This is a genomic window from Rhodoferax ferrireducens T118, assembly GCF_000013605.1.
GTDB lineage: Bacteria > Pseudomonadota > Gammaproteobacteria > Burkholderiales > Burkholderiaceae_C > Rhodoferax > Rhodoferax ferrireducens.
Map to the genome: position 1 here is coordinate 3,035,031 of NC_007908.1, position 17,342 is coordinate 3,052,372.

Consider the following 17,342-nt stretch of genomic DNA (forward strand, 5'->3'; position numbering starts at 1 on the left):
TTTCAAATCGAATTGAGCTGTAGCCCCCGTACAATAAGCGTATTAAGCTACTAATTGCATAGCATATTCCAGCCTGATGCTGTCGAAAGTCGCAGCCGACTGATTGGATTCAATGCGAACCCTGAAGCGCTGTCATCCAACGCCAGGTCGGATCGCAAAGGAGGCTATCCCCGATGAGAAAGCTTGAACACCGACACCGTTTGCACCAGCTCTTGTGCCTGAGATTTCAGGCTGTCGGCGGCTGCGGCCATCTCCTCCACCAGCGACGCGTTCTGCTGTGTGACCTGGTCCATCTGCGAGATGGCCTCCCCCACTTGCGCAACCCCAATACTTTGTTCAGCACTGGCGGTACTGATTTCGCCCATGATATCGGTGACGCGTTTGATGCTGCTCACGACCTCCTGCATGGTGCTGCCGGCCTGATCCACCAGCACTGTGCCCTGCTCCACACGCTCCACGCTGGCGTTGATCAACGACTTGATTTCTTTGGCCGCCTCGGCCGAGCGTCCGGCCAGGGAACGCACTTCCGTGGCGACCACCGCAAAACCACGGCCTTGCTCACCGGCACGCGCCGCTTCTACCGCTGCGTTAAGCGCCAGGATGTTGGTCTGGAAAGCGATGCCGTCGATCACACTGATGATGTCGGAGATTTTGTGCGATGCGTCGTTGATGCCTTTCATCGTTTCCACCACCTGGCCTACAACTTCGCCACCTTTGACCGCCACCGTACTCGCGTTGAGGGCAAGTTGATTCGCCTGGCGTGCGCTGTCGGCATTTTGTTTTACTTGCGAGCCCAGCTGTTCCATGGAGGCGGCGGTTTCTTCGAGCACACTGGCCTGGCTTTCGGTGCGGGCAGAAAGATCGTGGTTACCCTGGGCAATCTGGACACTGGCCGTGGCCACGCTTTCGGCGCCCTGACGCACGCTACCCACGACCTCGGACAGGCTTTCCTGCATGATTCTGAATTGGGCCATCATGCTATGGGTATCGCCCGTCTTCAAGCCAATCGACTGGCTGAGATCGCCATGGGCCACACTCTGCGCCAGGCTGGCAGCCTCACCTGGCTCGGCGCCGAGTTGATTGAGCAAGCGCCGGACAATGGTGCCAATCACAAAAAACAGGACGATCTGCACCACGGCCTGACCGATCCAAATCCAGGTGTTGAACAGCTTGATGGCGGCCAAATCGTCTTTCACGTCGATGGTGACGCTGGCCACCCCGAGGACGGAACCCTCATCCACACCGTGGCATCCAAGGCATTTGCTGGAACGGAATTCTTTCATTGCAATGAACGGAAGCACCGCTCTGAGTGACGCTTCGCCGTCGCCAGTGGCGATCATCTTGAACTGTGTTTTCCCACTGGCGAGGACGCTGCGGTCCATGTCGTCGACGGGCAGCTCCTGGGGAAGGCCGACACCGAACTCGTCATTGGTTCCTTTGCCACGGACAACCCGGAGTTCCTTGAGATTCTCGGAAACACCCATCTTCTGGATGAAAAGGGCTCGGCTCACGGGGTCGCTGATGACATCCTTGTCACCCAACTTGGTGACCATCAATGTGTTCAAGCCATTGATGACGCCATCTGCCACCGCGACCGTCCGATCTTCGGCGGCTCGCAGGGCTCGCTGCTCGAACTGGTTCGACAGCCATTGCTGTGCACCGACAAGAACAACAATCAAAAATCCCTGTATGAGAAGCTGCAACTTCCGTTGCAGACCAATTTTGCTCCACCAGCCGGCGATGTTATTCATTGTTGAGATTTCCGAAATAGTTACGGCAACAGAAGAGAAACCAAATGTATCTCCTGCAGGCTTGATCCCCGGACTGCCTGCTTCGCGCTTTTTGACCCATATCATGAGTGATGGGAATTTATGAACCGACGATGCGGATGCTCGCCACATTCAATTCCGAATCGTTTCAGCGCAGATGCTTGAACATCTTGGCATCGAACATTTCTGTGATACGCCAGTGGTGCGGACCAGGCCGCAAGTCGAAGGCCTCGCCGGCAAGCAAGTGCCCCGGCGGGTCCACCGCCAGATAAAACCCGCAGCAACCATTTTGTGCCATGGCCTTGGCGGCGCCACTGAAGCCCATGACGGCGTTGAACTTGTAGCAAGGTTCGCGCGGCTGCGTTACCCGTAGTTCGCAGTGGGGAAACCTGAGCACATCGCCCACCCACACGTCCGCCATCTAAACGCGGCGCGCTCGTGCCACCTGGATGCGGAGAAGTGTCGGCATAAGGGTCACGCTAATTCCCCAAGAGAATACTGTCGATAATTTTTACAGTATCCGCTCAAAACAAGCGAAGTGCCGAGCCAAGCCTTCCCCAAGAGACAGTTAACCCATTGAAACAAATAGGGATTACTTCTATCTGATTTTTTGGCATGAGTTATGCATATGGTTCCCGATGCGCTGGTGTCGCGATGCCTCAAGTCATTACTACGCTCTGACTACGGCTTGTGTCACGCCAGATTGAAGTTCACCCGATCCCTTCAAAGGATTCCCCATGTCGAAACTCCCCGCCCTCGCCGCTGCGCTTTTATTGACGGCCAGTGTCACGGCCACCATCGCAGCGCCCACTGTCGTTTTTCAAACGGATTTCAATGGGGTGCTTCCAGCCGAAATTTCACCGGGCACGGCAACGCTGACGGGTGTACAGGGTTATGCCGGATTAGGTCCGACAGGGAATCAATTTGGTGGAAATTTTCTGCGCAGCGCAACGGGTAACACGGTGACACTGCAGTTGAACAACCTGCCCTCGCACAACACGATCAGCCTGGAGTTCCTGTTTGCAGCGATTGACTCACTCGATGGCACCGGTACTTTCCCGGCCGGAGATTTTTTCAAAATCGTGTTTGACGGCACAACCCTGTTCAGCGAATCATTTGCCAACGCGCTGCCATCGCAGATCCAGAGCTACGTTCCTCCCGCTGGCGTTGAGCTGGCGCGTCACGTTGACCTCGGCTTCAGCGGGCCCGGCTCGTTCTACACAGACAGCGCCTACAACCTCGGCGCCGACCCGCTCTTTTCCAACTTTGCACACTCCGCGTCTTCCGCAACCATCGAGTTCTTTATTTTTGGTCCAGGCAACCAGGATCTTGCCGACGAATCATGGGCCATGGACAACCTGCGCGTGAGTGTCCTGACCAATGGCAACGGCAATGTCATTCCCGAACCGGGCTCACTGGCCTTATTGGGCTTGGGTCTGTCCGGTCTGGCCCTCTTGCGTCGCCGCAAGGTGTCCCCTTAGCTCGCGTCTGACTTCTATCACCCGATGCGGCCTATTTGCCACCCAGCCCCATCGCCCGCGTAATCACCTCTTTCATGATCTCGTTGGTGCCGCCGTAGATGCGTTGCGGACGCGCGTCGACGTAGGCGCGCGTGATCGGGTATTCCCACATGTAGCCATAGCCGCCAAACAGCTGAACGCACTCGTCCATCACTTTGCACTGCAAATCGCTGCACCAGTACTTGGCCATGCTGGCCGTGGCGGTGTCCAGCGTATTCGTCATCAGGAGTTCGGTGCATTTATCGATGAACACCTGCGCGATCTGGACCTCGGTCTGCAATTCCGCCAGGGTAAAACGCGTGTTCTGGAAGGCCGCCACCGGCTGGCCGAACACTTTGCGCTCCTTGACGTAGTCCACGGTCCAGTGAATGGCGGCCTGGGACGCTGCAATGGCGCCGATGGCGATTTGCAGGCGCTCCCACGGCAACTGCTCCATCAGGCAAATAAAGCCCCGGTTTTCGTGCGCCGGGCCACCCAGCAGGTTGTCGGCCGGGACACGCACGTTGTCAAAGAAGAGCTCGGACGTGTCCTGCGCTTTCATGCCCATTTTTTTCAAGCGCTTGCCCACTGAAAAGCCCGCCATGCCACGCTCCACCAGCAGCAAACTGGTGCCCTTGGCGCCTGCGGCCGGGTTGGTCTTGGCCACCACAATCACCAGATCGGCGTGCCAGCCGTTGGTGATGAAGGTCTTGCTGCCGTTGAGCAAATAGCTGCCGTCACTTTGCCGAATGGCAGTGGCCTTGATGCCCTGCAGATCCGAGCCTGCGGCGGGCTCGCTCATGGCGATGGCGCCAATCATTTCTCCGCTCGCCAGTTTGCGCAGGTATCTTTTCTTTTGTTCTTCCGTGCCGTAGTGCAGCACATAGGGGGCCACGATTTCACTATGCAAGCCGTAGCCAATACCTGTGAACCCGGCACGCCCAATTTCTTCCAGTTGCACGACCGAGTACAGCTTGTCGGCTGCCGCGCCACCGTATTCTTCCGGCATGGTCATGCATAAAAAACCGTTCTCACCGGCCTTGCGCCAAACCGCGCGATCCACATAACCCTGCTCCTCCCAGTCCGCATGAAAGGGGGCAATCTCCTTGTCGATGAAACGGCGAAAGCTGTCGCGAAAGGCTTCGTGGTCGGGCGTAAAAAGGGTTCTCTGGATCATGGCGTCACCTGGTTAACGTGAATTAGACTATTTATACAAAGCAATCGCTTTGCGAAAAGCAATATACTGCATTCCGACAATCCGCAGTACCCCATTTTCTTGAAATTGATTTTCAATTGGAGACCCCATGACTGAAGCATTTGTGTATGACGCCATCCGCACGCCGCGTGGCAAAGGCAAAAAAGACGGCAGCCTGTACGAGGTCAAGCCCGTCAATCTGCTGGCCGGTGTGCTGACCGACTTGCAGCGCCGCAATGACTTCGACACGTCCAAGGTGGATGACGTGGTCATGGGCGTGGTGTCGCCCGTGGGCGACCAGGGTGCGGTGATTGCCAAAGTGGCAGCCCTCAAGGCCGGTTGGGACTTCACCTGCGCCGGTATGCAGATCAACCGTTTTTGCGCCTCGGGCCTGGAAGCGGTGAACCTGGCAGCGCAAAAAGTGCGCTCAGGCTGGGAAGAACTGGTGGTGGCTGGTGGCGTCGAGAGCATGAGCCGCGTGGCGCTGGGCTCGGACGGCGGCGCCTGGGCGATGGACCCCGAAACCAATTCGGTCACCGGGTTTGTGCCGCAGGGCATTGGCGCCGATTTGATTGCCACGCTGGAAGGCTTTTCGCGCCAGGACGTGGATGCGTTTGCATTGGAATCACAAAAGCGCGCCACCCAGGCGCGTGCCAGTGGCTACTTTGACCGTTCAGTGGTGCCGGTGAAAGACTTTTTGGGCCAGGTCATTCTGGCGCAAGACGAGTTCATCAAGCCACAAACCACACTCGAAGGCCTGGGCTCGCTCAAGCCCGCGTTCGAGCAGATGGGCGGCATGGGTTTCGACCAAGTCGCCCTCACCCGCTACCCGCAGGTGGAGCGCATCCACCATGTGCACCACGCCGGCAACTCAAGCGGCATTGTGGACGGCGCCGCAGCGGTGTTGATTGGCTCAGAGGCCGCTGGCAAAACCCACGGCTTCACACCCCGTGCGCGCATTGTGGCAGCCGCCCTGAGCGGCGCTGACCCGACCATCATGCTGACCGGCCCGATGCCGGCCGCGCGCAAGGCCTTGGCCAAAGCCGGTCTGACGATTGACCAAATTGACCTGTTTGAAATCAACGAGGCCTTTGCTGCGGTGGTGATGCGCTTCATGAAAGAAATGAAGGTGCCGCATGACAAGGTCAACGTCAATGGCGGCGCCATTGCCATGGGCCACCCGCTGGGCGCCACCGGCGCCATGCTCATCAGCACCGTGATTGACGAGCTGCAACGGCGCCAGCTGCGCTATGGCATGGTCACGCTGTGCGTGGGCGGCGGCATGGGGATTGCCACGATTGTGGAAAGATTGTGAGATCTTGCGGGACAGACCGCAGCTACGCGAAGCGAGCCAGCTCTGTCCTCAACAATTTAGAAAGAATCGGCCTGTAGCCCCCGTATTCATTGCGAAGTACGCTACTTATTTAATAGCAAAATTACCATGAAAACCATCCAATACGAATTACAAGACGGCGTTGCCACCATCACCTTTAACGAACCCAATTCCCCCGTCAACACCATGTGCCTGCAATGGCAGCAAGACATGTCGGCCCTCGTTGCGCAGGTTCTGAAGGACCAGGACGCCATCAAAGGCATCATCCTGACATCGGCCAAATCCACTTTTTTTGCCGGGGCTGACCTGAAGGGCGCGATGCGCCTGCGGCCGTCCGACGCGGGCGCCATCTTCACCGAGATCGAGCTGGTCAAGAAGAATTTCCGCACCCTGGAGACCTTGGGCAAACCGGTGGTGAGCTGCCTCAACGGCACGGCCTTGGGCGGCGGCTGGGAAGTGGCCCTGGTCGGCCACTACCGCATTGCCGTTGACGATCGCAAAACCCAGTTCGGCTTGCCCGAAGTGACGCTGGGCTTGTTGCCTGGCGCCAGTGGCGTCACCAAGATGACGCGCCACCTCGGTTTGATGGGTGCACAACCCTACTTGGTGGAAGGCAAGACTTTCTCGCCCAAGGAAGCAAAAAGTCTGGGACTGGTGCATGAGCTGGTCGCACCGGGCGACACAGCCGCCACCGAGATGCGCACCAAGGCACTGGCCTGGATTGCCGCCAACCCCAGCGCCCAGCACCCCTGGGAAGCCAAAGGCTACAAGGTGCCCGGCGGCCTGCCCTCCAGCCCGGCTGTAGCCCAAATGCTGGTGGTGGCTCCCGCCATGATCAAGCAGCAAACGCGCGGCCTGTACCCGGCACCGGAGGCCATCATGGCGTGCATGGTGGAAGGGCTGCAAGTCGATATCCCGACCGCACTGCGCATCGAGAGCCGCTACTTGGCCAAGCTCATGACCGGCATCAACGCCCGCGCCATGATCAATACCTTTTTCTTCAACCTGAACGCCATCAAGAGCGGCCAGTCGCGACCTTCTCAGTCCCCGCGCTTCAAACCGGCCAAGGTGGGTTTGCTGGGTGCCGGGATGATGGGTGCGGGCATTGCCTTCGCCCAGGCCAGCAAAGGCATCGCCACCGTGCTCAAGGATGTGAGTCAAGAAAAAGCCGATCTGGGCAAGTCTTACAGCGCCCGGATCACCCAGGCGCGCGTGGACAAAGGCCGCATGAGCGCAACCGACCAGCAAACCATTCTTGAGCGCATTCACGCCACCGACCAAGTGGCGGATCTGGCGGGTTGTGACCTGATCATCGAGGCGGTGTTTGAAAACCGGGAGCTCAAGGCCAAGGTCACCCAAGAAGCCGAGCCCATGCTGGCGCCCGGTGGCTTCTTTGCGTCGAACACCTCCACGCTGCCCATCAGCGGCCTGGCCAAGGCCAGTGCGGCTGCAGACAAATTTATCGGCATTCATTTCTTCAGCCCGGTGGACAAGATGAAGCTGGTCGAAATCATTCGTGGCCGGCAAACCAGTGAAGACACAGTGGCGCGGGCTTATGACTACGTGCAGGCCATCGGCAAAATGCCCATTGTGGTGAACGATTCGCGTGGCTTCTTTACCAGCCGTGTGTTTGGCACCTTTGTCATGGAAGGCGTGGCCATGCTGGGTGAAGGCATTCCGGCGGCAGCCATCGAAAATGCGGGCATTCAGTGTGGCATGCCGGTCGGACCGCTGGCGGTTTTGGATGAAACCTCACTGACGCTGAGTCTGCATGTGATGGAGCAAACCCGCGCCGACTTCGAAGCCGAGGGCAAGACTTATGTGGCCAGCCCAGGCGAGGCGCTGCTGGTCAACCTGGTGAAGGAGCACCAGCGGCCCGGCCGCGCGGGGGGCGCCGGCTTCTACGAATACCCCGCTGAGAGAGGCGTCAAAAAATTCCTCTGGCCGCAACTCAAACCGCTGTTTGAAAAAGCCGATGTTCAGTGGGACATCACCGACCTGAAAGACCGCCTGCTTTATCGTCAGGCGGTGGAGACGGCGCGCTGTTTGAGCGAAAACGTGCTCACCAGCGTACATGACGCCAACATCGGCTCCATCTTCGGCATTGGGTTCCCGGCCTGGACCGGTGGTGCCATGCAGTTCATCTATGGCATGGGGATGGACGCCTTTGTGACGCGGGCAGACGCGCTGGCAGCCCGGTTCGGGGCCGGTTTTGCGCTGACGGACGAAGTCAAGGCAGCAATCACACGCTACCAGCCTGTTTATTGACATACAGCGCCGTCAGACGCATCGCCTCATGCGGTGTCGTCGCGGGTAGAAAAAAGTCTGGGGCCTTCCTGCCTTGTCACGCCTGGATGCGTGACAGTGGCCGCGCCCGCGCCCGCGCCCGCGCCGGCCGGATCGTCACCATGGGCACGCCACTTCCTGGCGGAGTGCGCACAGCCATCGACCTGGATCGGCCACTACCCGGATATCTGTAAAAATGCTGCCATGACTGATATCGCCACTGACCCCAAACACTTTACCAAGGCGGTCACCGAACTCGGTGAAAAACGCCCAGTGGTGACGACACAAGCGATCTTCAATGATCGCGGCGTCAAGATCATTGAAAAAGGCGTTCAGGTCAATGCCGGGCTGTACGAGCGGCTGATGGCACACAAGCTGACGGTGCCGATTGAACAATCCGTGGCCAGCACGCCCACCGTCACCGGACAGTTTTTACGCGTGCATGCCGAACAGGTGATGCGCGAAGTGCCTTTCTTTGAGCGTATCGGCGCCAACACGAAGACGCGTAGCCTGATGCTGGACGCGCTGACGAAGCTGCCATTGCCCAGCCCTATTGCGTTTCAATTGACGCTGGCCTATGAGGTGCGCCCGGTGCTGTTTCGCCACTCAATCTTTATGGCGCTCTTTGCCGCCTGGATGACGCAGGGCCTGATGGTGTCACGCTTTGACGTCAGCGTGGCGAGCGCCGCGGGATTGCTGCATGACCTCGGTATGCTGCATCTCGACCCGCTCCTGCTCATGCCGCAGAGCGCCATTGGTCACGATCAAACGCGACAGCTCTACTCACACCCACTGGTCTCTGAGGTGCTGATCGAGCGCCACCACGAATATCCGCGCGACCTGCTGCAAGCCATCAAAGTGCACCATGAGTTCCTCGACGGATCAGGCTATCCTGGCAATCTCGCTGGCGAAGCGATCAGCCCCTTGGGTCGCGTTCTCTCGCTCGGTGAGCTGGTCACATCCATGTTGGCGTCCAACGAGGCGGCATCCGAGTTGCGGCTTTGGGTGCTGTTGCGCATGAACATGCATCGCTATGACGTGGCACTGGTCGAGCAGGTGATGCAAAACATAGAGCCACAAACTGAACTGCAGAGCAAGGGTCTGGCAGTGATGACTGATCCTGTGAGTCGCCTCGTGGAAATCGACGCAACCCTGTCCGAATGGCCGACCGAACTGACCCAGCGCGCGGACCTGAGTGCGCCGCGCCAGGCAAACCTGGCTGGACTGACGGAGCAGTCGGCACAACTGCGCCGCACATTGGCCGGCGTCGGCGTGGCACCGCAGCAGTTGGCACAATTGGGTGACGATACGCTGGACGATTTTCTTCAGTTGGAGTTGACACTGCTGGCACAGGAAGCCGCCTGGCAACTGCGATCGCTTGCGCGCCAGACCAGGCGGCGCTGGCACATTGAGGCCGATGCCCGTTTTCCGGATCAGCTGACAGCGTGGCTGGACCGGGTGGACACAGTGGTGGCCGGTATCAACGGCATTGCGCCCGCGCAACTGCACGACACGGAGTAGTCTGTGGCGGCGCATCAAGATGGCGCCTCACCGCGTCCAAGCTCCCTGGCTGACTTGTTCTGGTCATTCACACGACTGGCCCTGCAGGGCTTTGGCGGCGTGCTGGCGATCGTGCAACGCGAGTTGGTCGAAGAGAAGCAGTGGCTCACACCCGAGGAGTTTATGGAGGACTGGGCAGTGGCGCAGATTTTGCCGGGGCCCAATGTCGTCAACCTGTCCATGATGATTGGTGACCGCTACTTTGGCTGGCGTGGCGCTTTGACGGCGGTGGCGGGCATGCTGGCCTTTCCGCTGCTGATTGTGCTGGCGCTGGCGGCGCTGTTTGCTGGCATTGCTGATTCACCGGGCATTCAAGGCGCGCTGCGGGGCATGGGTGCGGTGGCGGCAGGTCTGATCGCCGGCACCGGACTCAAACTCATCAGCTCCTTAAAGAAAAATATCATGGGAGCCCCCGTCTGCTGGTCGCTATTAGCTATTACTTTTATAGCTATTGCCTTGCTGCATGTGCCACTGGTGTGGGTTCTGCTGGGTGCAGGGACGCTAGCCTGTGTCTGGGCTTACCGGCAACTGGGCAAAGTTCAGGCTCGGGGGGGCAGAGAATGAGTGCGAGCCTGACACTGAATCTGACGCTCACCGATTGGCTGGCCTTGCTAAGCCATTTCCTGTCGCTGTCTCTGCTGGCCATCGGGGGCGCCATCACCACCGCACCCGACATGCACCGCTACCTGGTGATCGAACAGCACTGGCTGAGCGACAGCCAGTTCAACTCCTCCATCGCGTTGGCGCAGGCCGCACCGGGTCCCAACGTGCTGTTTGTTGCATTGCTGGGCTGGAACGTGGGTTTGAACGCCGGCGGCGGCATGGGCGCAGGCTCGCTGTCGTGGGTCTACGCCCTGCTCGGAGTCGTTCTCACCATGCTGGGCATCATGCTGCCCAGCACCACGCTGACCTTCGTGGCCGCCCGCTGGGGTCATCAAAACAGGGAGCTGCAGTGGGTGCGCGCCTTCAAGCAAGGGATGGCGCCAATCGTGATTGCGCTGCTGCTGGCGACCGGCTGGATTCTGGCGACCGGCCACGGCAGCTCGCTGAATAACTGGCCTGTGTGGCTGCTCACCGGAGCGAGCGCCCTGCTGGTTTGGCGCACCCGGCTGCATTTGCTGTGGTTGCTGGCGGCTGGTGGGTTATTGGGATGGTTTGGTTGGGTGTAGGTGTTTTATTGAGAATCATTCGCATTTGTGATAATATTGATGCTTCATTTTTTGGAGTTCACGCGACATGATCAAAAAACACATCCCTGCAGCATGCGCCATCTTGTTCGCCTGCACTGCTGTATCGGCGCAAGACCAGGTCCTCAACATCTACTCCGCCCGTCACTACCCATCGGACGAGGCGCTTTACAGCACCTTCACCAAGACCACGGGCATCAAGATCAATCGGGTTGACGCCGACGATGCGGGCATTCTCGCGCGCCTGAAGGCAGAAGGAACCGCATCGCCTGCCGACGTCATTTTGTTGGTCGATGCCGCGCGGTTATGGAAAGGTGAAGTTGAAGGGCTCTTCCAACCCATCAAGTCCAAAATATTGACTGAGGCCATTCCCGCTCAACTGCACGGAAAAACTACTGCGGACGGCGCTTCCCAGTGGTTCGGTTTTTCAACCCGCGCCCGTGTCATCGTGTACAACAAGGACAACGTTCAGAAACAGGATGTCGATACCTACGAAGAACTGGGCGACCCCAAAAACAAGGGAAAATTGTGCATCCGCTCCGGCTCTCACCCGTACAACCTGTCGTTATTTGGCGCCGTGCTTGAGCACTTGGGCGAAGAGAAAACACAGGCTTGGCTCAAAGGCATGGTCGACAACATGGCGCGCACGCCCAAAGGCGGTGACACGGACCAGATCAAAGGCGTGGCCTCGGGCGAATGTGGCATTGCGGTGACCAACTCCTACTACCTGGCTCGCATCATGCGCTCGGACAAGCCTGAGGACAAAGCCATCATTGAACGGGTCGGTGTTGTGTTCCCAAACCAGGCGTCGTGGGGAACCCACGTCAACATCGCGGGTGGCGCGGTGGCCAAACATGCCAAGAACCAGGCCAACGCTGTCAAATTTTTGGAGTATCTGGCCAGCGCCCCAGCGCAGGACCAGTTTGCCAACGGCAATAACGAATGGCCGGTGGCCAAAGGCGTCAAGATCAGCAACCCAGCCCTGCAGACCATGACCGGTGGCAGCTTCAAGAGCGAAACCATCCCCATCAGTGTGGTGGGGATGAACCAGGTCAAGGTTCAGCAAATGCTTGACCGGGTTGGTTTCAGATGAAATTATTGTCCTAGCCGATCGTCGCTTCCTGCGCCTCAGGTTTGGATTTGCCTTCCTTCTTCGACAAGGGTTGAATATCCAGCAAGACATCGGTCTTGCTCTCATCCTTGTCATCGAGATCGACTGTCAGTCTGCCACCGTCGGTCAGGCGGCCAAAAAGCAATTCGTCCGCCAGCGCGCGGCGAATAGTGTCCTGAATCAAACGCTGCATGGGGCGCGCACCCATGAGTGGATCAAAGCCCTTCTTGGCCAGGTGTTTGCGCAGTTTATCGGTAAAGGTCACATCAACCTTCTTGTCGGCCAACTGGGCTTCCAGTTGCAGCAGGAACTTGTCGACCACCCGCAGGATGACAATCTCATCGAGTGCCTTGAAGCTCACGACCGCATCCAGCCGGTTACGGAATTCCGGTGTAAACAGCCGTTTGATATCGGCCATCTCATCGCCCGCCTCGCGCACATTGGTAAACCCCATGACGGTCTTGTTCATGGTCTCTGCACCAGCGTTGGTCGTCATGACGATGATCACGTTGCGGAAGTCGGCTTTGCGCCCATTGTTGTCCGTCAAAGTGCCATGGTCCATCACTTGCAACAGCACGTTGAAGATTGCCGGGTGTGCCTTCTCAATCTCATCAAGCAACAGCACGCAATGTGGCTTCTTGGTGATAGCTTCTGTCAACAGCCCACCCTGATCAAATCCCACATAGCCGGGCGGCGCGCCAATGAGGCGACTCACAGCGTGTTGCTCCATGTATTCGCTCATGTCAAAGCGAATCAAGTCAATACCCATGATGTAAGCGAGCTGCTTGGCGGCTTCGGTTTTGCCTACGCCCGTGGGACCGCTAAACAGGAATGACCCGATTGGCTTGTCGCCCTTGCCCAAGCCGGAACGTGCCATCTTCACGGCCGACGCCAGCATGTCAAGCGCTTTGTCTTGCCCAAAGACCACATTCTTGAGATCCCGTTCCAGCGTCTTGAGCTTGCCGCGATCGTCATTGGACACATTGGCGGGAGGAATCCGGGCAATCTTGGCCACAATTTCCTCCACTTCAGCCTTACCGATGATTTTCTTGCGTCTGGAGGGAGGCAAAATGCGCTGGGCTGCACCTGCCTCGTCGATGACATCGATGGCTTTGTCTGGCAAATGTCGGTCATTAATGTACTTGGCGCTCAACTCGGCCGCAGCCTGCAATGCCGCCACGGCGTACTTGACGTTGTGATGTTCTTCAAAGCGGGATTTGAGGCCCTTGAGAATCTCCACCGTCTGTTCAACGGTCGGCTCAACCACGTCAATTTTCTGGAAACGGCGAGACAGTGCGGCGTCTTTCTCAAAAATACCGCGATATTCAGTAAAGGTGGTCGCACCAATGCATTTGAGCGCACCGGAACTCAATCCCGGCTTGAGCAGGTTGGACGCATCCAGAGTCCCCCCCGACGCCGCCCCTGCACCAATCAAGGTGTGAATCTCATCAATGAACAAAATGGCATTCGGTTTGTCCTTCAAGGACTTCAACACCCCTTTGAGCCGCTGCTCAAAGTCGCCCCGGTACTTGGTGCCAGCCAACAAAGCACCCATGTCGAGTGAATAAACAAGGGACTCAGCCAGAATTTCAGGCACATCTTTTTGCGTGATACGCCAAGCCAAGCCTTCGGCAATGGCAGTTTTCCCAACACCGGCCTCGCCTACCAACAGAGGATTGTTCTTGCGGCGGCGGCATAAAATCTGAATGACACGCTCGACTTCATACTCGCGACCTATCAACGGATCGATCTTGCCGTCTTTGGCCAACTGATTGAGGTTTTGCGTGTACTGCTCCAGTGGAGACGATTTCTCATTTTTCTCAGAGACACCCTCCTCGCTTTCAGCTTGACTCTCACCCGACTTTGCTGGCTCCGGCGGATCGCTTTTCTTGATGCCGTGCGCGATGAAGTTCACCACGTCAAGTCGGGTCACACCCTGCTGATGCAGGTAGTACACCGCGTGAGAATCTTTCTCACCGAAGATGGCAACCAACACGTTGGCGCCGGTGACTTCCTTCTTGCCGCTGCCCGTGGATTGCACATGCATGATGGCACGCTGAATTACACGCTGGAACCCCAAGGTGGGTTGTGTGTCGACGTCATCTGAACCAGCTACCTGAGGCGTGTTGTCCTTGATGAAGTTCGCCAAGGATTTGCGCAAATCATCAATATTGACCGAGCAGGCCCTTAGCACCTCAGCTGCGCTGGGGTTGTCCAGCAAGGCGAGCAACAAGTGCTCAACCGTGATGAATTCATGACGCTGCTGGCGCGCCTCAACAAATGCCATGTGAAGGCTGACTTCCAATTCTTGGGCAATCATGTGATTTCCTTTATAGCCTTTACTTTGATGATTAACTGTAATCCGATTTCAATATTAATTCCGAAGAGATGCCAAGATGTCCCTATCGATCAGGGGCTGAGCGGGACCAGATATCGCCCAGCTAAGGGCGGTCCCGCAAAAACATCTAAAAACCAACGGGCTCGCTGATGCACTTTAACGGATGCCCTGCTTTGTTTGCCGCATCAAGCACCTGATCCACTTTGGTGGCGGCCACGTCCTTCGAGTAAACCCCGCAAACGCCTTTTCCGTCTAGGTGAATCTTGAGCATGATCCGCGTTGCCGCTTCCAAATCTTTGCCAAAAAATTCCTGAATCACCACCACCACAAATTCCATCGGTGTGTAGTCATCATTGAGCATGACAACCTGGTACATGTGGGGAGGCTTGGTCTTTTGCGTTCGCCGCTCAAGTACAACGGCGCCGCCTTCGTCCCGATCAGGTTCCTGAACCAGCGGCACTTTTGGATTTACGGGTGATTTGGTTGCCATGCTTTCATTCTATCGAGCGTACCGCTGCACTGCGCTGTCAAGGTGAATTGGTGCCAGTCTGTCTAGATTCAAGCAGAGGAAACAAAAAAAAACCGCTCACAGCCGACAAGCCAGAGCGGTTTGGATACCGGAGAGGTCAAGCCTCACCGGCAGACAACAGACTGTACCTACATATTGTCGATCATCACCTGACCAAATCCAGAGCAACTGACCTGGGTCGCACCGTCCATCAGACGAGCGAAATCGTACGTGACTTTCTTGCTCTTGATAGAGCGTTCCATCGACTTGATGACGGCATCGGCAGCTTCAAACCAGCCCATGTGGCGTAGCATCATTTCAGCCGACAGAATTTCAGAGCCTGGATTCACATAATCTTTTCCAGCATATTTGGGGGCTGTGCCATGGGTGGCTTCAAAGCAAGCGACCGAGTCTGACAGGTTGGCCCCGGCCGCAATGCCGATGCCGCCCACTTGAGCCGCCAATGCGTCAGAAATGTAGTCCCCATTCAGGTTCAAGGTCGCTATCACACTGTATTCAGCCGGGCGCAACAGAATTTGTTGCAGGAAGGCATCCGCAATGCAGTCTTTCACGATGATCTCTTTGCCCGTTTTGGGGCTCTTGAATTTGCACCAGGGTCCGCCGTCAATAAGTTCGGCACCAAACTCATTCTGCGCCAAGGCATAACCCCAGTCACGGAAAGCACCTTCGGTAAATTTCATGATGTTGCCCTTATGCACCAGCGTGACATTAGGTTTGTCATTGTCAATGGCGTACCGGATCGCCTTACGCACCAAGCGCTCGGTACCCTCACGTGATACCGGTTTGATGCCGATGCCCGACGTATTGGGAAAGCGGATTTTGGTGACACCCAGCTCATCCTGCAGGAACTTGATGAGTTTTTTTGCCTTGGGCGATTCGGCTTCAAATTCGATGCCGCAGTAGATGTCTTCGGTGTTTTCACGGAAGATCACCATATTGGTTTTTTCCGGCTCTTTGACGGGGCTGGGTACGCCTTCAAAATACTGAATCGGACGCAGGCAGACAAACAGGTCAAGCTCCTGACGCATAAAGACATTGAGCGAGCGAATACCGCCACCGATTGGGGTTGTCAGTGGGCCTTTGATGGACACCACATAGTCACGCAAAGCGTCCAGCGTTTCAGTTGGGAACCAGACATCGGGACCATAGACCTTGGTTGCCTTTTCACCAGCATAAACTTCCATCCAGTGAATCTTCTTCTTGCTACCGTACGCCCTGGTCACCGCCGCATCCACCACTTTAATCATCACCGGTGTGATGTCCAACCCGGTGCCGTCACCTTCAATAAAAGGAATGATCGGCTGATCGGGAACGTTTAACGACATATCGGCATTGACAGTGATCTTTTGGCCTTCTGAGGGAACCTTGATGTGCTGGTACATGTAGCTACTTCTCCATGAGTTGGTTGAATTTGTGAGCAAATTGAAGCCGAAACCACCCGAAATTGCCTTTTCCTGGCTAGCTTGAAGGCGTCGGTGAATTTTAGTCCCAAAAAATTACTGACTTCTGTCAACCGGATCCAAGTCGACCCCGTTACGGACAGGCCTCTCAAAGTTTGGGAGGAAATCATTTGACATAACGTTATCTCAAGGAAATTGAAAATGAACAAACTTATCGCTGCTTTGGTTGCTGGTCTCTTCGCTGCTGGCGCATTCGCCGCTGATGCTCCCGCTACGGCCGCCGCTAAGGCTGCTGCTCCTGCTGCCGCTAAAGCAGCAGCACCTGCTGCCGCTGCTGCTGCCGCACCCGCCGCAGCTGCCGCTGCAGCACCCGCTGCTGCTGCTGCCGCTGCACCCGCTGCCGCTGCATCAGCCGCTAAAGTAGATGCCAAGGCTGCCAAGGCTGAAAAAGCTGCTGCCGCCAAGGCTGCCAAGGCTGAAAAAGCTGCTGCCGCCAAAGCCGCCAAGGCTGAAAAAGCTGCTGCCGCCAAAGCCGCCAAAGCTGAAAAAGCTGCTGCTGCCAAGAAAGCAAAAGAAGAAAAAGCTGCTGCTGCCAAGAAGTAATTCTTGACAACTTGAACTGAAAATGCCCGCTGACGCGGGCATTTTTCTGCCTGTCCTTCAGTTGCGTCAGAATTGAGACATGAAACACATTGCAATTGCACTTCTCTGCTTGACAGCCGCTCTCGTCAACTCAAGCCAAGCTCAAGACGCACCGCAGATGGACTTGCCCCGCGTCAAGCTGTCAGCGGGTATGCACCTGATCGATGCACAAGTGGCAGCAACCATTGAACAACGCTCAACCGGGCTGATGTTCCGACGGGACATGCCACAGTCCGAGGGCATGTTGTTTGTATTTGAGCAAGCCGCCGTGCAATGTTTCTGGATGAAAAACACCCTCATGCCACTGACGGCTGCCTTCGTTGCCAACGACGGCACCATCGTCAATCTGGCAGACATGAAGCCAAGAACAACTGAGTCCCACTGCTCAAAAGAGCCGGTTCGTTATGTTCTGGAGATGAATCAGGGTTGGTTTGGCAAGAAAGGAATCAAGGCGGGTTTCAAGCTCGGCGGCCCACCGTTTGAAACGAAGTGA

The 17,342-nt window shown here is 56.9% G+C and carries 15 protein-coding genes; 9 read left to right on the forward strand and 6 right to left on the reverse strand.

Annotation, left to right across the window (positions count from 1 at the left end; all coding sequences use genetic code 11):
- Positions 1-164 precede the first annotated feature (164 nt).
- On the reverse strand, positions 165-1,751 hold the full coding sequence (locus RFER_RS24920) for a methyl-accepting chemotaxis protein (RefSeq protein ID WP_279587674.1): 1,587 nt from the start codon (positions 1,749-1,751) through the stop codon (positions 165-167).
- Between the two features lie 166 nt (positions 1,752-1,917).
- Entirely contained in the window at positions 1,918-2,190 is a 273-nt protein-coding gene (locus tag RFER_RS13910) for an MOSC domain-containing protein (protein ID WP_049765663.1), read from the reverse strand.
- Positions 2,191-2,506: 316 nt separating this feature from the next.
- Between RFER_RS13910 and RFER_RS13915 the strand changes: the two genes are divergently transcribed.
- A complete protein-coding gene (locus RFER_RS13915) occupies positions 2,507-3,250 on the forward strand; it encodes a PEP-CTERM sorting domain-containing protein (protein ID WP_011465029.1) in 744 nt (247 codons plus the stop codon).
- A 31-nt stretch (positions 3,251-3,281) separates the two neighbouring features.
- Here the strand turns inward: RFER_RS13915 and RFER_RS13920 are convergent, their stop codons facing one another.
- A complete protein-coding gene (locus tag RFER_RS13920) occupies positions 3,282-4,445 on the reverse strand; it encodes an acyl-CoA dehydrogenase family protein (protein ID WP_011465030.1) in 1,164 nt (387 codons plus the stop codon).
- A 127-nt stretch (positions 4,446-4,572) separates the two neighbouring features.
- Here RFER_RS13920 and RFER_RS13925 point away from each other — a divergent pair, with 127 nt between their 5' ends.
- The 6 genes from RFER_RS13925 (at position 4,573) to RFER_RS13950 (ending at position 11,922) form a co-directional block, all read left to right on the forward strand.
- The gene (locus tag RFER_RS13925; protein ID WP_011465031.1) at positions 4,573-5,778 is read left to right on the forward strand and encodes an acetyl-CoA C-acetyltransferase; all 1,206 of its coding nucleotides are present in this window, start codon (positions 4,573-4,575) and stop codon (positions 5,776-5,778) included.
- A gap of 126 nt (positions 5,779-5,904) precedes the next feature.
- Positions 5,905-8,064 (forward strand): 3-hydroxyacyl-CoA dehydrogenase NAD-binding domain-containing protein, encoded by a 2,160-nt coding sequence (locus RFER_RS13930; protein ID WP_011465032.1) that lies wholly within the window; start codon positions 5,905-5,907, stop codon positions 8,062-8,064.
- A 222-nt stretch (positions 8,065-8,286) separates the two neighbouring features.
- A complete protein-coding gene (locus tag RFER_RS13935) occupies positions 8,287-9,603 on the forward strand; it encodes an HD-GYP domain-containing protein (RefSeq protein WP_011465033.1) in 1,317 nt (438 codons plus the stop codon).
- A gap of 3 nt (positions 9,604-9,606) precedes the next feature.
- Positions 9,607-10,206: a chromate transporter gene (locus tag RFER_RS13940; protein ID WP_011465034.1), complete on the forward strand. Its 600-nt coding sequence runs from the start codon at positions 9,607-9,609 to the stop codon at positions 10,204-10,206.
- The gene (locus tag RFER_RS13945) at positions 10,203-10,811 is read left to right on the forward strand and encodes a chromate transporter (RefSeq protein WP_011465035.1); all 609 of its coding nucleotides are present in this window, start codon (positions 10,203-10,205) and stop codon (positions 10,809-10,811) included. The genes RFER_RS13940 and RFER_RS13945 overlap by 4 nt, the downstream gene beginning before the upstream one ends.
- A 67-nt stretch (positions 10,812-10,878) precedes the next feature.
- Positions 10,879-11,922 carry a Fe(3+) ABC transporter substrate-binding protein gene (locus tag RFER_RS13950; protein WP_011465036.1) on the forward strand — a complete coding sequence of 348 codons (1,044 nt, stop codon included), beginning with the start codon at positions 10,879-10,881 and terminating at the stop codon, positions 11,920-11,922.
- 10 nt (positions 11,923-11,932) lie between these two features.
- Here the strand turns inward: RFER_RS13950 and clpA are convergent, their stop codons facing one another.
- The 3 genes from clpA to icd form a co-directional block, all read right to left on the reverse strand.
- The gene (gene clpA / locus RFER_RS13955; protein WP_011465037.1) at positions 11,933-14,260 is read right to left on the reverse strand and encodes an ATP-dependent Clp protease ATP-binding subunit ClpA; all 2,328 of its coding nucleotides are present in this window, start codon (positions 14,258-14,260) and stop codon (positions 11,933-11,935) included.
- 145 nt (positions 14,261-14,405) lie between these two features.
- Entirely contained in the window at positions 14,406-14,768 is a 363-nt protein-coding gene (gene clpS, locus RFER_RS13960; protein WP_011465038.1) for an ATP-dependent Clp protease adapter ClpS, read from the reverse strand.
- Between the two features lie 167 nt (positions 14,769-14,935).
- Positions 14,936-16,189, reverse strand: a complete 1,254-nt coding sequence (gene icd, locus RFER_RS13965) for an NADP-dependent isocitrate dehydrogenase (protein ID WP_011465039.1) — start codon at positions 16,187-16,189, stop codon at positions 14,936-14,938.
- A gap of 219 nt (positions 16,190-16,408) precedes the next feature.
- Between icd and RFER_RS23520 the strand changes: the two genes are divergently transcribed.
- Positions 16,409-16,810 (forward strand): hypothetical protein, encoded by a 402-nt coding sequence (locus tag RFER_RS23520; protein WP_011465040.1) that lies wholly within the window; start codon positions 16,409-16,411, stop codon positions 16,808-16,810.
- 79 nt (positions 16,811-16,889) lie between these two features.
- Complete coding sequence (locus tag RFER_RS13975; RefSeq protein WP_011465041.1) at positions 16,890-17,342, forward strand: DUF192 domain-containing protein; 453 nt, start codon at positions 16,890-16,892, stop codon at positions 17,340-17,342.

What these genes read in the sequence shown, in the direction of transcription:
- RFER_RS13920 (WP_011465030.1), bottom strand. Translation starts at nt 4,445, where the DNA reads ATGATCCAGAGAACCCTTTTTACGCCCGACCACGAAGCCTTTCGCGAC.
- icd (WP_011465039.1), bottom strand. Translation starts at nt 16,189, where the DNA reads ATGTACCAGCACATCAAGGTTCCCTCAGAAGGCCAAAAGATCACTGTC.
- RFER_RS23520 (WP_011465040.1), top strand. Translation starts at nt 16,409, where the DNA reads ATGAACAAACTTATCGCTGCTTTGGTTGCTGGTCTCTTCGCTGCTGGC.
- RFER_RS13910 (WP_049765663.1), bottom strand. Translation starts at nt 2,190, where the DNA reads ATGGCGGACGTGTGGGTGGGCGATGTGCTCAGGTTTCCCCACTGCGAA.
- RFER_RS13935 (WP_011465033.1), top strand. Translation starts at nt 8,287, where the DNA reads ATGACTGATATCGCCACTGACCCCAAACACTTTACCAAGGCGGTCACC.
- clpA (WP_011465037.1), bottom strand. Translation starts at nt 14,260, where the DNA reads ATGATTGCCCAAGAATTGGAAGTCAGCCTTCACATGGCATTTGTTGAG.
- RFER_RS13975 (WP_011465041.1), top strand. Translation starts at nt 16,890, where the DNA reads ATGAAACACATTGCAATTGCACTTCTCTGCTTGACAGCCGCTCTCGTC.
- RFER_RS13915 (WP_011465029.1), top strand. Translation starts at nt 2,507, where the DNA reads ATGTCGAAACTCCCCGCCCTCGCCGCTGCGCTTTTATTGACGGCCAGT.
- RFER_RS13950 (WP_011465036.1), top strand. Translation starts at nt 10,879, where the DNA reads ATGATCAAAAAACACATCCCTGCAGCATGCGCCATCTTGTTCGCCTGC.
- RFER_RS24920 (WP_279587674.1), bottom strand. Translation starts at nt 1,751, where the DNA reads ATGAATAACATCGCCGGCTGGTGGAGCAAAATTGGTCTGCAACGGAAG.
- clpS (WP_011465038.1), bottom strand. Translation starts at nt 14,768, where the DNA reads ATGGCAACCAAATCACCCGTAAATCCAAAAGTGCCGCTGGTTCAGGAA.
- RFER_RS13930 (WP_011465032.1), top strand. Translation starts at nt 5,905, where the DNA reads ATGAAAACCATCCAATACGAATTACAAGACGGCGTTGCCACCATCACC.
- RFER_RS13945 (WP_011465035.1), top strand. Translation starts at nt 10,203, where the DNA reads ATGAGTGCGAGCCTGACACTGAATCTGACGCTCACCGATTGGCTGGCC.
- RFER_RS13925 (WP_011465031.1), top strand. Translation starts at nt 4,573, where the DNA reads ATGACTGAAGCATTTGTGTATGACGCCATCCGCACGCCGCGTGGCAAA.